At 48.0% G+C, this 17,098-nt stretch carries 13 protein-coding genes; 5 read left to right on the top strand and 8 right to left on the bottom strand.

From position 1 onward, the window contains the following. Positions 1–30: 30 nt before the first annotated feature. The 3 genes from DXN05_RS23335 to DXN05_RS23325 all read right to left on the bottom strand — a co-directional run bounded on the left by DXN05_RS23335 (position 31) and on the right by DXN05_RS23325 (position 3,705). Positions 31–1,272, bottom strand: a complete 1,242-nt coding sequence (locus DXN05_RS23335) for an efflux RND transporter periplasmic adaptor subunit (protein ID WP_116849727.1) — start codon at positions 1,270–1,272, stop codon at positions 31–33. A gap of 11 nt (positions 1,273–1,283) precedes the next feature. Further along, complete coding sequence (locus DXN05_RS23330) at positions 1,284–2,630, bottom strand: TolC family protein (protein WP_116849726.1); 1,347 nt, start codon at positions 2,628–2,630, stop codon at positions 1,284–1,286. A gap of 463 nt (positions 2,631–3,093) precedes the next feature. Next, entirely contained in the window at positions 3,094–3,705 is a 612-nt protein-coding gene (locus DXN05_RS23325) for a DUF1349 domain-containing protein (RefSeq protein WP_245975288.1), read from the bottom strand. Between the two features lie 186 nt (positions 3,706–3,891). Here DXN05_RS23325 and DXN05_RS23320 point away from each other — a divergent pair, with 186 nt between their 5' ends. Both DXN05_RS23320 and DXN05_RS23315 read left to right on the top strand, forming a co-directional pair. Further along, the gene (locus DXN05_RS23320; protein ID WP_116849725.1) at positions 3,892–5,412 is read left to right on the top strand and encodes a glycoside hydrolase family 10 protein; all 1,521 of its coding nucleotides are present in this window, start codon (positions 3,892–3,894) and stop codon (positions 5,410–5,412) included. 236 nt (positions 5,413–5,648) lie between these two features. Then, positions 5,649–6,596 carry a serine hydrolase gene (locus tag DXN05_RS23315; RefSeq protein ID WP_245975287.1) on the top strand — a complete coding sequence of 316 codons (948 nt, stop codon included), beginning with the start codon at positions 5,649–5,651 and terminating at the stop codon, positions 6,594–6,596. 130 nt (positions 6,597–6,726) lie between these two features. On the opposite strand, the gene DXN05_RS23310 is transcribed toward DXN05_RS23315, so the two are convergent. Genes DXN05_RS23310 through DXN05_RS23300 form a run of 3 tightly spaced genes read right to left on the bottom strand, consistent with a single transcriptional unit; the run spans position 6,727 to position 10,723 of the window. After that, positions 6,727–8,322, bottom strand: a complete 1,596-nt coding sequence (locus DXN05_RS23310; protein ID WP_116849724.1) for an MFS transporter — start codon at positions 8,320–8,322, stop codon at positions 6,727–6,729. Next, positions 8,319–9,383, bottom strand: coding sequence for an HlyD family secretion protein (locus tag DXN05_RS23305; RefSeq protein WP_116849723.1), 1,065 nt, complete (start codon positions 9,381–9,383; stop codon positions 8,319–8,321). Before DXN05_RS23305 ends, DXN05_RS23310 begins: the two co-directional genes overlap by 4 nt. A 2-nt stretch (positions 9,384–9,385) precedes the next feature. Then, the gene (locus DXN05_RS23300; protein WP_116849755.1) at positions 9,386–10,723 is read right to left on the bottom strand and encodes a TolC family protein; all 1,338 of its coding nucleotides are present in this window, start codon (positions 10,721–10,723) and stop codon (positions 9,386–9,388) included. 127 nt (positions 10,724–10,850) lie between these two features. Here DXN05_RS23300 and DXN05_RS23295 point away from each other — a divergent pair, with 127 nt between their 5' ends. Then, on the top strand, positions 10,851–11,636 hold the full coding sequence (locus DXN05_RS23295) for a helix-turn-helix domain-containing protein (RefSeq protein ID WP_116849754.1): 786 nt from the start codon (positions 10,851–10,853) through the stop codon (positions 11,634–11,636). 83 nt (positions 11,637–11,719) lie between these two features. On the opposite strand, the gene DXN05_RS23290 is transcribed toward DXN05_RS23295, so the two are convergent. Then, the gene (locus tag DXN05_RS23290) at positions 11,720–13,948 is read right to left on the bottom strand and encodes a T9SS type A sorting domain-containing protein (RefSeq protein ID WP_116849722.1); all 2,229 of its coding nucleotides are present in this window, start codon (positions 13,946–13,948) and stop codon (positions 11,720–11,722) included. Between the two features lie 264 nt (positions 13,949–14,212). Here DXN05_RS23290 and DXN05_RS23285 point away from each other — a divergent pair, with 264 nt between their 5' ends. Next, the gene (locus tag DXN05_RS23285) at positions 14,213–14,644 is read left to right on the top strand and encodes a GNAT family N-acetyltransferase (protein ID WP_116849721.1); all 432 of its coding nucleotides are present in this window, start codon (positions 14,213–14,215) and stop codon (positions 14,642–14,644) included. Positions 14,645–14,658: 14 nt separating this feature from the next. Here DXN05_RS23285 and DXN05_RS23280 read toward each other — a convergent pair whose 3' ends face one another. Then, on the bottom strand, positions 14,659–15,456 hold the full coding sequence (locus DXN05_RS23280; protein ID WP_116849720.1) for an NIPSNAP family protein: 798 nt from the start codon (positions 15,454–15,456) through the stop codon (positions 14,659–14,661). A gap of 298 nt (positions 15,457–15,754) precedes the next feature. Between DXN05_RS23280 and DXN05_RS23275 the strand changes: the two genes are divergently transcribed. Further along, entirely contained in the window at positions 15,755–16,705 is a 951-nt protein-coding gene (locus DXN05_RS23275) for a family 43 glycosylhydrolase (protein WP_116849719.1), read from the top strand. The last annotated feature ends 393 nt before the right edge of the window (positions 16,706–17,098 follow it).

Below are 17,098 nucleotides of genomic sequence, written 5' to 3'. Positions count from 1 at the left end.
TCGTATCTGTCGTTAACAGTGTTTGTTCAACTAACGCCCGCGCCCGCCTGCGGCTGCCGGTCCCTGCCGGTTAGCGGTGGTGATGGGCGAGCCATCATGCAATGCCTGTATGCCATCTACCACAATCTTGTCTCCGTTTTTCAAACCTGATTTAACCAGTATATTGGAGCCGATGGTGGCGCCTGTTTCTATTCTTACCTGTATGGCCAGTAACCTGGGGCCTTTGTGCTGTGCGGTGTCTGCGCTGTTGCTGCTCCTGGTGTTTTTGCCTGCATCTTCTTTAGCCTGTTTGCCGGCAGATGAATCTGTGTTGTTGCGTAACACGGTGTCTTTGGCGAGATACACAAAGTATTCACCCATCTGTTCTACCACGGCCTTCGCGGGGATCAGGATTTGCGGTGCCGATTCCAGGTTGTGTACACGTACTACCGTGCTCATGCCTGCGCGCAGTGTGAGTTTGGGATTGTTGAATACAAGGCGTACGCGTATGGTGCCTGTCTGCGGATCTACGGCGCGGTCTATCACGGCTATTTGGCCGGTTTGGTCATAAATGGTCTGGTCGGGCAGTTGTAGTGTAAACAGTGAATCAATCCTGTGTTGTTTATCGTTTTGCAATTGCTGATAATGCTTCAGCTGTGCTTCGTTTACCAGGAAGTCTGCGGCCATGGGATTATCGGTGCTTATGGTGTTGAGCAGTGTTGTACTGGCAGTAACCAGGTTACCCAGCTTTACCTGGCTGAAGCCGATGGTGCCGTCGAAGGGTGCAGTGATGGTAGAGTAGGTGAGGTTGGTGCCTGCTGTTTTCAATGCCTGCTGTGCGGCGGCAGACTGGTTCTTCGCATTTTGCAGGGCAATTACTGCATGATCGAGTGTTTGCCTGGCCACTGCGTTGTGTTGTATCAGATATTGATAGCGGTCTGCATCCTGCTGTGCCTGCGCCTGGTTGCCTTCTGCTACTTTTACATTGGCCGCGGCCTGGTCGTAGGCGGCGCGGTACAGGCGTTCATCAATCTCGTACAGGCGCTGGCCTTTGTGTACGTGTGTGCCTTCGGTAAACAGGATCGCAGTTACATAACCGGTTACCTGTGCATGCAGGTCAACCTGGCTCAATGCCTGCGTGGTAGCCGGGTAATTGTCGTAGTACAGCACCGGCTGTGTTTGCACGGTGGTAATGTTAACGGGTACAGGAGGTGTGGGTGCGGGTGGTTTTTGCCTGCAGGCACACAGGGTAACAAGGCTTGCTGAAATACACGTTATTGCCAGTCTGTTCATACTTGTAGGAATTAATGGTTAACCGTGATAATGCCCATGGATTTCTGCAGGTCAATTTTGCTCGACAGCAGCTGGAACAAGGCGTTCTGGTAGCCTATTTCAGCGGTGATGAGGTTCGATTCTGCAGTGATCACATTGAGGTATGGAACAATGCCCTGCTGGTATTGCAGTGCAACGATGTCGTAGGTTTTACGGGCAAGGGTTACGTTTTCGCGCGTAATGCCGAGGTTGTAGGTATTGCTTTTGTAGCTGGCCAGCGCTGCGGTGTATTCTGCATAAATCTGCGAACGCAGGTTCGCTTCATCCCAGTTGTACAACTGGTATTGCAGGTTGGCGCGTTTCAGGTTTTGCGTTCGGGCAAAGCCGGTGAATAAAGGCATGCTGAGCGAGAGCCCTACAAATGAATAGGGGTAGGCGTTAGAGAAGAGTTTGCCAAAGGTGTTGTTCTGAAATTCATAGTCATAATCAAAGAATGCGCCCAGCGTGGGCAGCCATGATTTGCGGTAATAGTTCACTACCTGTCCCTGCAGTTTGCGCGCGGTTTGTAAATATTGTAATTCAATGCGCCGGTCGTACTGCAGTTGTTGCGTGGTGTCAAAAGCAATGTCCTGCTGCATGCGCAGCGTGTCGTATACTACGTTGAATTGTTGTGCTGCCGGGTAACCCATTACCTGTTTCAGCAAGGCGTATTGCGGCCTGATGTTCTCCGTGGCTTGTCTTAACTGCGCCCTGGAGTTGTTGAGTGAAATGGCTGCTTCATCATAATCTGTTTCATCTACAATGCCGCCCATGTACTGGTAATAGGCATCGTTGAGGTTTTTATTCAACCGTGTCGTGTCTTCTTTCAGTACGTTGATCTGTTGCAGCGTGAGCAGCAGGCTGTAAAAGGTTTTGCTCACTGCGGCAACAATTTCAATCTTCGTGCTGTCGGTAATTTGTTCTGACTGTTTTACATACAGCGGCGCGTATTTTTCTGCGTACAGCAATGCGGGGTTGAAGATGGTTTGTGTAACCGTTAGTACCGGTATGGCTGTATTAATAACACCATTGCGTTGTTGTGTTACGGCGCCCGTACCGCTGTTTTTTACAAATACGGTAGGCAGGGTAATGTAGTGGGTAAGGTTGCCGGATACATTGGCTTGCGGATACCAGCCTGCGGTGTTAATGGCGTTCGTGGCGCGGGTAATGGCTTCGTTTACCAGTGCCTGGTTAATCAACGGCTGGTGTTTGAGTGCATAGGTAATACAATCGTCCAGATTCAGCGCGGTTGCCGTATCTGCGGTGGTTTGTGAAAAGACTGCCGGATAGTTCATCAAACAAGCGAGCGCACAAAGGCGCAATCCCGTTACTGCTTTCATTACAGGTGTATCAATTTAATGACCAATAAATAGGTATCAGCCAGGCAGGGTTGGTGTGTTAATTATGCAGTAATGGTGCAGGATGCAGCGGGGGAATATATATACGATGCCTTCGTTACATACAATGGCGCATCGTTAACCAATATTCGGGTATTTAAACCAAATGTTTTATTAAAATGCCAGGATTGCGGGTCAATGAGTTGACTTTTTCGGCGATTGGGATCGTGAAGCGTGAGCCGTGAGTGGAAAGGCATCGAGAATCGACAGTCGAGACTATCTTAGCAAGTCCGTTGTTGAGTGAGCGCAGTGAGCCGATCGGAGGTGTTTATTAATAACTCAAACGATCGCCGGAGGCGATTTGTTGCAAACAAGCTATCAGCTAGTAGCTAAAAGCTATCAGCTGTTTTGCAGCTTGTAGCTATGGGATAAACATCCCCGCTCCATCGCGGAGCGGGGGAATACGTTACTGAGGGGTTACAGTAAAATCTTCAAAGGTTACTTCAAAGCTTTTGTTGCCTGGTGCAGCCGCTACCATGCCGATCATCGCTTTTTCTTTGGGTGGAAAATAGGCGAGACGCAGCATGTCGAATTGCTTACCGTCGAAGGAGTAGCTGATCTGTACAAAATCGCCTTTGCGCAGCAGTTTCAGCCACATGGATTTGGGACTGTCATGGCGCGGTACTACCGACCAGTCAGACACTTCCCTTGTTACCACGGCGCTTACATTCTGCACGCCGTCAACATATTCAATACCGGTTTTAATCCAGTTCTTTTCGTCTTTGCGTATCATTAATCCTGCCTGGTGAAACAGTTCATTGTAGGCGCCGGTTATTTTTACACTGGCCTCAAAATCGCCTTCCTGTTCCATATAATAAAAGGGGCCGTTGTCGCGTATAAAACCGTAGTGTGTAATACGCCAGTAATCGGTTTTGGGGTCAACGGTCATGGTGAGTGTATGGGCGTCTCCTGATGACCTGGAAGGTTGATTGTACCATTTCATTGATTGGGCGGTGGTTTGCAGACTAATAAAAGCAAATGCGATCAGCACGGCGGCTGTTCTCAGTGTTTGATGCATAAATTTCCTGTTTTTTATGTTCGTAAGGATGGTCAGGCCGCAAATTTAAAATAACTCAACTTTAAACCGCTAAACGTCCAACGTGAAACGGTTATTGCAGCTTTTTGCGGTTTTGCAGGGTAAAGTAAAGCGGGTTTGTGCGTAAATCCGTATTTTTAGTGCTGTCTCCATAAAATATCCAAAACTATGCTTCGTACACTTATTCCAGCCCTGCTGTTGTGCCTGTTGTATTCGTGCGGCAGTCACAAGGCGGTACAGTCTGCAGATAACCCTGTTGCCCTGCCGGCTCTGCCGCAGGCAGAGCGGGAGTTTCGTGCTGCCTGGGTGGCAACTGTGGGTAATATTGACTGGCCCGGTAAGCCGGGCCTTACCACTGCCCAGCAACAGGCAGAAGCCATTGCACTGCTCGATTATTTGCAGGATCATCATTTCAATGCCGTTATTTTCCAGGTGCGTCCGCAGGCAGATGCACTATATAAAAGTGATTTGGAACCCTGGTCGTACTGGCTTACCGGCACACAGGGCAAAGCGCCATCACCTTATTATGATCCCCTCGAGTTTTGGGTGAAAGAAGCGCATGACCGCGGACTGGAACTGCATGTGTGGTTGAACCCATATCGTGCGCATCACAGGGAGGGAAAAGAGATCAGCGATCAGTCTGTTGTTAAAAAACATCCTGACTGGGTGGTGCATTTAAAACAGGATTACTGGTGGATGGACCCTGCCAACAAACAGGTGCAGGACTATACAGCTGCTGTGGTGAAAGACCTGGTGAAGCGATACGATATCGATGGCGTGCACATGGATGATTATTTTTATCCTTACCTCGAATACAATAACGGTGAAGACTTTCCTGACAATGATAGCTGGAGTGCTTACCAGAAAAGCGGCGGTAAATTATCGCGGGCAGACTGGCGCAGGGATAATGTGAACACCTTAATTGAGCGGTTGTATAAAGTAGTGAAGTCAGAAAAGAAAACGGTAAAGTTCGGCATCAGTCCCTTTGGTATCTGGAAGCCGGGCTATCCTGCATCTATAGAGGGATTCAGTCAATATGATCAGTTGTATGCAGATGCCAAACTGTGGCTCAACAAAGGCTGGCTCGATTATTTTACCCCGCAGTTATACTGGCCCATCAACAAAATGCCCCAAAGTTTCCCGGTATTACTGGGCTGGTGGAAAGAACAGAACACGCAGCAGCGTCATTTGTGGCCGGGCATGAGTGTGGGACGTGATACGGCGTTTAAAACCGTGAATGAAACACTGAGCCAGCTTATGATTACCCGCGGCATGCTACCGCACAGTATGGGGGCCGTGCACTGGAACCTGCAATCTGACGTGCACAATACGGCCTTGTCAAAAGCCTTGCTGGACGGGCCTTACAAAAAAAATGCACTTGTGCCTGCAAGCACCTGGCTGAGTGATGCCATACCTGCTGCGCCTAAAATACTCAATGTGATTAAACGTGACGGCGCGGTTACCATTGGCTGGGCACATCCCAATGAAGCGGCTGTGTTTCGCTGGGTAGTGTATTACAAATACGGCAGCCGCTGGAATTATACTATCTATAACCGCAATGACCGGAGTGTAACATTGCCACTGTCATCTGCCGATAAAACACCGGCTAAGCTAACACAGGTACTGGTTACAGCGGTCGACAGAACGGGTAATGAAAGTGCACGGACAAAGGTGAGTGGTCAGTGGTGAGTGGTGAGTGGTGAGTGATCTCAGCGAAGGTGGTTTAGGGGACGTGCAATGGAATAAGGGATCACTGGTGAATAGTGAATGAAGCGAATTATTTACCCGCTAAGGCCATCCCGACTGTCGATTCCCGATTCTCGGTGTTTTGTGAACCGAGCGAAGAATGGTTGCTGTTGAGAGCGCTTGGCAATGCATCAACTTTAAACTTTAAACATCAAACCTTTAAACAATAGCATTGAACAATGAAACTATTGCAACAATTGAACTATAAACCGATACTTTTATTTGCAGCGCTTATGTTCCCGCTGCCAGTGCTGCAAACAGCCAGCGCACAGTATAAAGCAGATAAAAAGCTGGAAGGGATGCTGAAGGCTGTTGCTGATTCTTTTCATGGTGTGGCGGGTATTTATGTACACAACCTGAAGACGAATAGGGAAGTAGCGATTAATGCAGATACCATTTTCCCAACTGCCAGTATTATTAAAGTGCCGATACTGGTAGGTATGTTCGACCAGATACAGCAGGGCACGTATAAATACCATACGCCATTGGTATACCGGGATTCTATGTCGAGAAAAGGATCGGGACTGATGCAGTTTTTTAAAGACAGTACCAAAACCGATGTGCGTACAGCCATTACGTTAATGATCACCCACAGCGATAATGCAGCTGCAGTATGGTGCGAGCGTATGGCCGGTGGCGGCAGTACCATCAATACCTGGCTGGATGCGCATGGATTTAAAGATACCCGCCTTAATGCCCGCACACCAGGACGTGAAACGGCGAGGCAGCAATATGGCTGGGGCCAGACTACTCCAAGGGAAATGGCGAAACTCGCAGCGATGATACGCAATGAGCAGGCAGTAAGCCCCGAAGCAAGTCAAACCATGTACCGCATTATGACGCATAGTTTCTGGGATGAATATGCCTTGTTCTCGCTGCCTCCTTATGTACAGGCTGCTTCCAAACAGGGAATGGTAGATGATTCGCGTTCTGAAATTGTAGTCGTGAATGCGCCGCACGGCGATTATGTTTTTTATGTAGCTACCAAGAACAACAAAGATCAGCGCTGGGTAGAAGACAATGAGGCCTGGCAGCTGGCGCGTAAGGTTTCGGCCATGCTGTGGAATTACTATGAACCGCATTCAGATTGGAAGGCAGAAGCGGCTGCGTCGAGGTACTGGCAATAGTGAGTGGTGAGTGGACTGTTTCGTGTTTAACGTTGCATGTTTAAAGTTTCATGTTGTATGGTTTGTTAATGAAGATCAAAAAAGTAATGCCAACGTTAAACGTCAAACTTTAAACGTCAAACCCTAACTCTCACGCCGCTATTAGCTTGCGCGACCTGATATGGGCTACTGTTCTGTTTAAATAGGGGAACAGCATAAGCAGTACCAGGATACAAATGATAAAGCAGGTCATCAGCTCGTAATAGTCCATGGCGAAGCGTAATTGTGTTTGTCCGTTCACATTGTTAACCAGCAGGCGGTTGGCGAGTTTGGCTGCCTGTGCGGGCGGCATGCCTTCGCTCACGAGGCGGCGGGTTTGTTTGGCCAGTGCCTGTTTAACAACAGGGTTGAGCCTGGTGATATTGTCGCGGAAGGTGTTGAAGTGTGCGCTTTTACCGGTAAGCTCAAAATGGTTGATAAGGCCGATGCTGGTGCAAAAACCCATAAAACGCGCGGTAAGACAAAAGCCCGCAGCAGAAGGCCCTAATGCAACAGGAACGGCAGATACGGCATATACAATGGCAGGCACCATAATGATGCCGACACCAAGTCCCTGTACAAACAGCGGTATAAAAAACGAACCGGCATTTGCCTGCGTGGCAAACAGGAAATACATGCGTGCATGAAAGCCAAGCAGGGCAATAAAACCGGGTACCCACATCAGCCGGATGTGTTTTTTTTGTATCAGCATGCAACAGGAATAAATAACACCGGTTACAATGCCTGCAATGTTCAGCAGGTTGATATAGGAAATATGCGCAGGATCGAACCGCAGTACGGTAGCAAAAAAAGTATTGGTTACATTGGAACCGAAGCGGCAGATATACATGAGAAACAGCACCAGTACGCCGATGTTAAAGTTGCGGTAGGTGAAAATGGAGGGGTTGGTATACGGGCGTTTCATGGATAACTGCCGGATAAAAAATACAGTGAGCAGCACGGTAATAGCGATCACGCTGTATAGGATGCGGTTGTCTTCCAGCCAGTAATATTCCCTGCCATACACCAGCACATAGCCGGTGAGTACAAGCACGGTGGCGTATAATACAAAACCCTGCCAGTCCAGCTGGTACAGGGGGAATTTTACATTAAAACGTACATTGTTCATGCCGGTGAGCAGCAACAGCAAACCGGGCAGGTAAGCAAAAATGGCGAGCTGGTATACCTTGTTGTAGTTAAAGGAATCAACGATATCGGCCGTGATAAAATTATTGAACGAGATGGTGCACAGCAGCAGGCCATAAAAAACCGAGAAGCTGATTTCCCTGCCACGGCCTGTTTTGGCGCGGACAGAGATGATGGTCAGCGACAGGTTAACCAGGCTGCAAAAACTCATGCCCTGTATAAAACGCAGCGGGTACAGTACTTCCAGGCGTTTGGTAGTATAACAAACACCGGCCGTAACAATCTGCAGTACAGTGAACAGGATGAAATATTCTTTTGCTGCCAGGAAGCTGAAGAAGCGGCGTTCAAGACTGTAAAAACCTGCATAGCCTGCATAGAATAAAATGGTGGCAAATTGCATGTCTGCAGGCTCTGCGCCATAATGACCTGCACCTGCATTGATGTTTGACATGGGCAGAAAGAACAAGACCAGCCCCGGCAGTATTACCAGCAGCATGGCCAGTTTCACCAGCCATTCGGGCAGCCATTGTTTAAAAACCGGCAGCAGCGGATCGTGGGTCATAGGTTATTCTTTTTAACAGCGCTTACATTTACATTCATGCCTGCTTTCAGCAAATCCAGTTCCTGCCTGTTTCCTGCAACTTTGATGCGAACGGGTATGCGTTGCACGATTTTTACATAATTGCCGGTGGCATTATCCGGTGGCAACAGTGAAAAGCTGGAGCCTGTTGCGGGTGATAAGGATATAATAGTGCCCCTGAATGTTCTTTCCGGGTAGGCATCTGCTTCAATGTTTACAGTATCACCGATACGCATGTGCGCCACCTGTGTTTCCTTGTAATTGGCCACCACCCATTTGTCTGTTTCATTGTTCACGATATAGGCCAGTACTTCACCTGCATTAATCATCTGTCCCTGCTCAATGGTTCTGCGGCCCATGCGACCGTTGTAGGGTGCCGTGATCACCGTATAGGTTACATCAAGCCGGTGCCTGCTCAGCAATGCTTTTAAGCGGGTGATCTCTGCACGTATCACCCCCTTTTCCTGTGCTGCATCCTCAATGCGCGATTGGGAGGCTGCGTAGTTATCCTGTGCAGCTTTATAATCAGACTGGTTTACTTCCAGCGCTGCCTTTTTATCTTCCAGCTGCTGGGCTGTGGCAGATTCTGCTTTGTACAGTTTTTCATACCGGTCATAGTCCAGCTGCTGTTTCCATACCTTGGCCTTAATGGCTTCTGCCTGTGAAGCACTGGCTTCCGCTGTTTTCTGTAATGTATGCATATTGCTTTCGAGTACCTGCAGCTGTGCGGTTGCTTTTTCTATGGAAGCTTTGGTTTGTTCTTCCTGCATGTTGTACTCGCGGTTATCGATCAGCAGTAAAGTATCGCCTTTTTTTACATCCTGGTTCTCTTCAAATCTTACGGCTGCAATAAAACCACCTGCCCTTGATATAACGGGGTTGATGTATTCCTGCACCTGAGCATCGTTGGTTTGTTCAAAACGGTGCAGGATGTAGCAGGTTCTGGCGCCCCATACGGCCAGCACCAGCAGGGTGATGCCTGCGATGCAGCCGGTAATGCGGGTAATGATTTTATCGGTAATCGTGTATCTTGTCCGTTTCATAATTAAAGGTTTCCGATGATGTTTTGCAGCAGGTAATATTTGTTCTGTGCCAGTATCCTGGCAGCTTCCAGCTCAAACTGCGATTGCAGCAGCTGCACATCTGCGTCGAGCAGGTCGGTGATCAGCGATACATTGTTGAAATAGGTATTCTTTACAATGCGTTCGTTTTCTGTGGCGCGTGCTACGTTTTCACGTGCAAGCTCTATCTGCACCAGTGCTTCTTTATAACGCAGGTATACTTCACGTACCTGTTGCCGCAGTTTATCTGCCGCATCTTCATGTGCATAGGTTTCTTTTTCCAGTTCCAGCTGTGCGGCTTTTACCTTATGCGCATTTTTATACAATGATGCAATAGGGAAAGAAGCGCGTACGCCCATTACGCCGATGGAATACAGGTTGGGATTGTAAGGGTACAGCAGGGTTTGCGGGTAGGCGAAATTGAAATCGCCGTATAAACCTACTTTCGGTTGCGTATTGGCTTTGGCTTCCTTTAGCTTAATCTTCGATAACTCAGTTTGCTGCGCGGCTGCATGGTAAGAGTAGGCATGTTGCAAGGCGATGGCTACATAATCATCATAACTGCCGGGCGGGTTGAGTGATGGGTCGGCAATGGCTTCAGGCTGTACCGGCTGTTCATCTTTTTCGCCGATCAGTATGTTGAGTTGCTGGTTAGCAATGCGTATATCGTTTTCTACCTGTTCCCGGGTTAACCTGCGCCGGTTTAAATCCAGTTCCACCCGCAACAGGTCGCTTTTCAGTAGCACGCCGTTTTTATAATTCTCTTTGATCTGCGCCAGCTGTTTTTCCTGGCGTTCAATATCAGTAAGAATAAGCTGTTTGAATACGGTGGCTTTCTGTAATTCAAGGTAAGCTGCAGCTGCTTTGTAGCGTACATCCGACAGGGTGAGGCGCTGCTGTGTTTCGGCTATCTGCTGCAACATTTTGTCTTCTTCAATCTTCAGGTTTAATTTATGGCCATTGTATAAGGTGAGAAAGAAGTTGGCATCCGTTTTATAATGTGTTTGTGTAATGGCATGCTGGTAGGGGCTATGCAATAATCCATTGTCATATACAGGCAGGTTGGTGGTTTTTTCAAAATTGGCTGCCAGCTCAGCATCGGGCAGTTTGTCTGCAATGGCATCGGCAGTCAATTCCCGGCGAATGGCCACCGCCTTTGCTGCTATGAGGGCTGTCTTGCTGTTGGCGGCTGCTTTCTGCCACACATCATTGAGCGTTAAGGTAAGTGTTGAATCAGCGGACTGCTGTTGTGTTGCGGCGCTTGTAAGGCATCCTGAAAACAGCAGCAGCACCAGTGTCCATAATTTCCGGTCGTATATCATTCCTTCGTTTTGGTACGCAAAATTATCCTGTGCTGCGTATTCTCTTTTTCGGTAAATGGACAATTATTTACTGATTCCGGCCAAAGCGGTATTTTTGCATTCTCTTAGTAAGTCTAAACGCTTGTTTATGGGTTTAATCGCATCATTGCCCGAGATTAACCAACGTCCGGCTTCGGTGTTTGTAATGCATGAAAAGTCGGAAAAACTGATCCCTTTGCATACGCACAACAAAGGGCAGCTGAGTTATGTGGAGGGTGGCATTGCCTACATTACCATTGCGCACAAAACCTATGTGGTACCTGCGCGTCATTACTTCTGGATACCCAAACACCTGGAGCATGTGCTGCGTATTGCCAGTTCAGCCACGGTGCTGCGTTCCCTGTATTTTTACGGGCATGATGATGACCGGCACCCGTTTTACGCCAAACTGGGTATTTACCCGGCCAGTGAATTGCTGATACAGATGATTAACCATACCGAAAAGTGGGATGGCCGGCATGTGGAAGCGAAGGATGCGAATTTTGAATTCCTGGTTGCCCTGAAAAACCTGCTGCCCGAACTCAACAACAAAGCGCTGCCGATTATATTGCCGATAACAGAGGATGAACGCATGCTGCGTATTACAAAATACCTCGACAAGAATATCGCCGAACCGTTGAACCTGCAAAATGTGAGTGAGCAATTCAATCTCAGCCAGCGTTCGTTATCACGATTGTTTCAATCCAGCCTGCAGATCTCCTTCCTGCAATACCTTAAAACGCTGCGTATGATCAAGGCTATAGAGCTGATTGTAAAAACGAGCCAGCCTATCAATGAAATTGCTTATGCCACCGGTTACAATACCATTGGCGCTTTCAGCAATGCGTTCTACGAGTTTACACAATCAAGGCCAACAGATTTCAGGAAGAAGTAAAGTGTAAAAAAATCAAACCATTGATGAATAATGAATTGGTCAATTTGTAGCAGGCGGTCACGGGCTTTGTATTGATTTACCCATTACAGCTTCAGAAACGGTATCGCAAATTTTTCCCGGCCACTGGTAAGATAAGCGAAATAAAACCCATTGTGCAGCCTGCTCACATTCACCTGCTGCCGGATAGTGCCCTTGGTTACAGGGATCAGTTCGTTTTGCAGGATACTGCCATTGAGAGAAACAATTTCAAGGCGCAATACGCCGCTGCCTGCTGCGTTTATCACCAGGTTCATAGTGCCGGTGCATACGGGATTGGGCCATATATAAGCAGTGAAGCGCGTTACCGGTGGCTGTATGTTTACACTTACGGTATCGCTGAATAACCGGTAACCATTGCTGCCGCTGATGCTGAGGCGGTAATAGTTAGTTCCGGCCAACGGTTGTGCATCTGTATAGTTGTATTGCACAGGTAAGGCGGCATTGGTTTGCGCGGCAACTATGCCAATAGAAGTAAAGTCTTTGCTGTTGCCACTGCGCTGCACATCGAATGTGGTAATATAATCCTGCGTGCCCAGTTTCCATTGCAGCAAATTGCCAGTGCCCTGGTTGGTTGCGGTGAAGCTGCTGAGCATTGCATTTGCCGGCGGCTGAACAGCTAACAACGTGTTGGCGATGGTAAAATAAAACAGGCTGTCCTGCACATAAATGTGCTCACTTACACCGGGTGCAGCCCCTTCGGGTGGGGGTGCAGGTGTCATCTGGTTAGCCAGCCACCGCGTTTGCGTGCCGGTATGCTCTGCGAAATAGAAAGCGCCGTTCTGTGTATAAATTATGTCTCCTTTGTTGTTGATAGCCTGCAATGTGCCGCGCCCTGCGAGTTTAACCGTACTGTTGTCAGGCTTCATTAACCAGATAGAACTGGTGTCTGCTTCGATTTTCTGGTAGGCTGCAAAGCCTTTGCTGGCGGCAAATGCTATATCGTTGTTAAAGGGGATGCTGATAATAGCTACAAATGTATTGGTGCCATCTGCGTTGAATCGCATCAGCGAATCGGTAAAGGTATCAGGAATGCTGCGCAGGTACCATACGGGATCATTTACACCGGTAGTAACAGGTTTAATGCCATGACCGATGGTTTGCACCCTGCTGAAATGGTATTTAAGAAGTAATGGATCAATGGTGTTGCTTTCACTCTGTGAACTGATCAGCGTGCCATCCGGAGCCAGTGCTTTGGGTACACCCACCGGGTAAGTGTATAGTGCGCTGCTGTCTGCATTGTTTAGATAACAGCCTGTATAATCACGGTCAACCCATGCCGTGTAATTCCCGCCTGCTATAGCGCTGTTTACCGAGTTGGTGATGGTATGGTATTGGCCGGTGCTGAAATTCCAGGCCGCGGTTCCCATGGAAGTGGCATAGGCGTCGTAAGGAAAATCAGGATCTGTAGCGGCCACCCGCAGGTTTGCTTCATTATAAAACAATCCTGAAGGGGACAGTTTTTTGAGCAATGGAACCGGGCTGCCGTAATCTTCCAGGTTGTGCAGATTGGTGCTGTCAGGGATGGCGGCATTGGTATGTGTGGTTAAATCATAAATCTGGTCATTGCCGTAGCTGCCGTGTAAAATTTTATGAAATCCCACGTCTGTGATTACTTGTGCTACTGCCTGGTATGTATACAGGTTAGGACTGCTTTGCACAAATACCGTGAGCGTTGGTGCGGTATAACGGATGCTGTCGCTGCCGGTATAAGCTATATGCATGGCGACAGTTTGCCCTTCATATTGTGACAGGCTGATCAACGTGTCGATGTGTGCGCCTGCAGTGAAATGTTGTTTGGTAGTACCGTATGCCAGCTCAATTGTATAAGGCGGTTTGCCCTGGAAAATGTTCATTTTTAAAGGAAGAACCGGTCTGGCCAGACTGGTAGCCGGGGTTAACAAGCTTTCCGTAGGGGCAGGCTTCGCGTAATAGAAACTTGTGCTGATAGTCGTGTCAATATGCCCGTCGAAAACAGAACGCTGTGTAACGCTTAGTGTATAAGTGCCGGTAGAAAAGGTATCCAGTGCAATGCTTCCGTTGTACTGGTTGGGGAATGGCGCTATCGCGAGATAAGTACTGCGGTTACCTACTGTAGCTTTGTACTCGGTATTCCGGTAATAATAGGGGTTTACTACAACATTGATCAGCAACGAGCCATCCTGCACGACGGCTGTAAGCGAAAAATTCCTGAGCGAATCGTTGGTTTGTGTATAAGACAATGGGCCAGTCAGCGCAAGGCATAGTCCTAGCAACATGCATTTGATCGTTTGCATTGCAATTAATTTGGTTGATAATAAAATGGGAGCAGGATGAGGATTGAAAATTGCAGCAGGTAAACCGGAATGGTACAATTAAACTACAAAAAATGCCCGGCAGATGCAATAGGTTATGGGGTTTTCATTCCTATAAAAAATAATTATATATCTTTTTTGATAAGTGAGGCACCTGTTGCCAAGAAGCGGTACAGGTGAAGCAGCTGCAGGTGAACCGGCAAACAGGCGTATCTTTGCCATCCGCTAAAAAAGTGAAGCAAGATCATGCAAACCATCCTGATAAAAAAAGTGAGTGACAAAGAGGCTTTGGAGCAGGCGAGCGCTGTACGTTACGAAGTATTTGTACATGGCCAGGGTGTGCCTGCCAGCCTGGAAACAGCCCATGATGACATGGCGGTACACTTCCTCGCACTGGCAGATGGTGTGCCCGCAGGGGCCGCCCGCTACCGGCGCATGCCGGATGGCGTAAAGCTGGAGCGCATTGCCGTATTACCAGCCCACAGGGGCAAAAAAATAGGTGATGCACTGGTAAAAGCCATGCTGCGCGATCTGCCTGCAGGCACCCCGGTATATCTCTACTCACAGGTAGCTGTGACAGATTTATACCTGAAGAATGATTTTGAAATGGTAGGTGATGAGTTTGAGGAAGCAGGCATCAAACACATCAAAATGGTGTGGAAGGGTGGTGGTGAGTGAAAGGCGCATTGTATTTAAATTTGCGAATAGTCTGCAGGTTTAAGAAAAGTGCGCACGATTTTCGAAATCAGTTTTGCATCTGAATACTCAGGTATTGCGCTTACTTTTTTCCATTCGGGATCGCCGATAAATGCTTTCCAGCGGGCATCGTGGGCAGCCATGTCATCAAAGCAGAGCATGTAGGTGAGATTGGGTCTGCGTAAGCCAACCATGGTTTCGCCAAAAAATACAGGACGGGCACCGATCTTCTTAAAAATGTCAATTTCCCCGGCATCGTTAAACATCTCTATCTTCTTTTGCCCGGCAGATTCTGTAGGGCTTTCATAACGGCGCAGTTCAAACAGCCTGTCCTTTTTCTCCGGTACTTCAAGCTGCGGCATGTGCGCGAAGGCTTTCAGCAGTGAGCTTTCAATGCGGTCGTAGGCTGCATTTGCAGGCTCGGCAGCAAGGTAGGCTTCGCCTGCTTTCAGGTAAGCGGCGTCGTGCTGCAGTTTGTCGTTAATAGCAGCGAACGCCTCTATCGATGCAAAGGGAATCAGTACATATATGCTGGCAATACCTTTGGGTTCCAGTTCTGTGAATACACCTGCCTGTTGTATGCCGGCACGGTTTAAGGCAGGCAGGTAAGCCTGTTGCAGGTAGGTGCCGGTTAACTGTTGCTGCGCTTCACTGGTAAATTCGTAAGTGCGCAGCTCGTACCATTGTTGTTTTTTGTCGTTATGCATAGTGGCAGCGGCGTTTGCTACAGAAGCAGTGGTGGTTAATACAGCGCCTGTGGTGATGGTTGATTTTACAAAATTGCGTCTGTTCATCTTGTGTGACTGTTTTTTATAAAGGTATTTTTTTTAGCCGTCAGTTACACAGATTTATGTGTAATTTCCGCCAGTAATGCTGTGGTGAATACTGAATAGTCAATAGTGAATAAAATACAGTAGTAAACAGGAGTTGAATGCGCCGCAGGCGCTTCTGCCGAACAAGCTAACAACTATAAGCTACAGGCTATGAGCTGTTCGCTGCACTTTTTTTACGTTTCAGCATCCAATTAATGCAAAATTAGCCCCTTTGTTAAGGGCTCAACTGTTTATTGCAGCTCATAAATTCCCAATGACGATGATGAGACGATTGTTTTCTTTTGCATTTGTATGGATGTGCTGTTTTACAGGACGGGCACAGAATCCTTTTATTACCAGCATGTATACGGCCGATCCCTCTGCACACGTTTGGGCCGATGGCCGTTTGTACGTGTATGCTTCGCATGATATTGCACCTGCCCGCGGCTGCGACCTGATGGATCAGTACCATGTGTTTTCTACCGATGATATGGTTCACTGGAAAGACCATGGCGAAGTACTCCGGGCCAGCCAGGTACCCTGGGGCAGACCGGAAGGCGGTTTTATGTGGGCGCCTGATTGTGCCTATAAAAACGGCACGTATTACCTGTACTTCCCGCACCCCAGCGGCAGCGAGTGGAACAAGACCTGGAAAATAGGTGTCGCCACGAGCAAACAACCAGCCGGCGGTTTTACCGTGCAGGGCTATATCAAAGGCCTCGAATCCATGATCGACCCCTGTGTTTTTGTAGACGATGATGGCCAGGCTTACCTGTATTATGGCGGTGGTGGTACCTGCAAAGGCGGCAAACTCAAAGACAATATGACCGAAATAGCCGACACCATGCAACCCATGCAGGGACTGGAAGATTTTCACGAAGCCAGCTGGGTGCACAAACGCAATGGCGTGTACTATTTGTCTTACTCAGATAACCACGATTCTGCCGGCCAGCACAACCGCATGCGTTATGCAACCAGCAATAGCCCGCTTGGTCCCTGGAAGTCACAGGGCATTTACATGGATCCTACAGACAGTTATACCAACCATGGTTCAATTGTAAGTTACAAGGGCCAGTGGTATGCTTTTTACCACACCAGCGCCTTATCGCATTTTGACTGGTTGCGTTCCATTTGCGTAGACAAGCTCTATTACAATGCTGATGGCACCATACAAAAAGTAGTACGCACCGGCGGCAACGAAGGTGTGAAAGTTCCGGATAGTAAACCCTGATAGCATACTTACCGCTGTTAGTAAAGTAAAGCCTTCCTGCGCGAGCAGGAGGTTTTTTTGTTTGAAAAATATGTGCAGTCGTATTCAAGGTCTGTATATCGTGCAGCCTCACATTTTTATTGCCCAGGTTTTAAGTATTTCTTTGTTTTGTATTTTCAGGAATATATGGTTACTTGCGGCTTTCATCCCTTTCAACCTGACAATCATGCCGCATTATTTACTTAGAGAATCCCAAATATACTCAACGTGGGCTCGTATCAATTTCTTTATACACCGCAACTTACGTATGCAGGAGTGTTCAATTCAAAATAATTACTGCTGAGCATTCAGTCTAGCAGTTTCTCCACTGACAGAACGAAAGCTAGGAATATTGTCTGCCTGCAAGCGTTATTG

This window comes from Deminuibacter soli (assembly GCF_003412455.1).
Taxonomy (GTDB): Bacteria; Bacteroidota; Bacteroidia; order Chitinophagales; family Chitinophagaceae; genus Deminuibacter; species Deminuibacter soli.
Note: the sequence above shows the minus strand (reverse complement) of the source record. Positions and strands in the feature narration are given on the sequence as shown.

Coding starts and splice junctions, on each gene's coding strand:
- DXN05_RS23335 (WP_116849727.1), bottom strand. CDS start 1,272: ATGAACAGACTGGCAATAACGTGTATTTCAGCAAGCCTTGTTACCCTG.
- DXN05_RS23330 (WP_116849726.1), bottom strand. CDS start 2,630: ATGAAAGCAGTAACGGGATTGCGCCTTTGTGCGCTCGCTTGTTTGATG.
- DXN05_RS23325 (WP_245975288.1), bottom strand. CDS start 3,705: ATGCATCAAACACTGAGAACAGCCGCCGTGCTGATCGCATTTGCTTTT.
- DXN05_RS23320 (WP_116849725.1), top strand. CDS start 3,892: ATGCTTCGTACACTTATTCCAGCCCTGCTGTTGTGCCTGTTGTATTCG.
- DXN05_RS23315 (WP_245975287.1), top strand. CDS start 5,649: ATGAAACTATTGCAACAATTGAACTATAAACCGATACTTTTATTTGCA.
- DXN05_RS23310 (WP_116849724.1), bottom strand. CDS start 8,322: ATGACCCACGATCCGCTGCTGCCGGTTTTTAAACAATGGCTGCCCGAA.
- DXN05_RS23305 (WP_116849723.1), bottom strand. CDS start 9,383: ATGAAACGGACAAGATACACGATTACCGATAAAATCATTACCCGCATT.
- DXN05_RS23300 (WP_116849755.1), bottom strand. CDS start 10,723: ATGATATACGACCGGAAATTATGGACACTGGTGCTGCTGCTGTTTTCA.
- DXN05_RS23295 (WP_116849754.1), top strand. CDS start 10,851: ATGGGTTTAATCGCATCATTGCCCGAGATTAACCAACGTCCGGCTTCG.
- DXN05_RS23290 (WP_116849722.1), bottom strand. CDS start 13,948: ATGCAAACGATCAAATGCATGTTGCTAGGACTATGCCTTGCGCTGACT.
- DXN05_RS23285 (WP_116849721.1), top strand. CDS start 14,213: ATGCAAACCATCCTGATAAAAAAAGTGAGTGACAAAGAGGCTTTGGAG.
- DXN05_RS23280 (WP_116849720.1), bottom strand. CDS start 15,456: ATGAACAGACGCAATTTTGTAAAATCAACCATCACCACAGGCGCTGTA.
- DXN05_RS23275 (WP_116849719.1), top strand. CDS start 15,755: ATGATGAGACGATTGTTTTCTTTTGCATTTGTATGGATGTGCTGTTTT.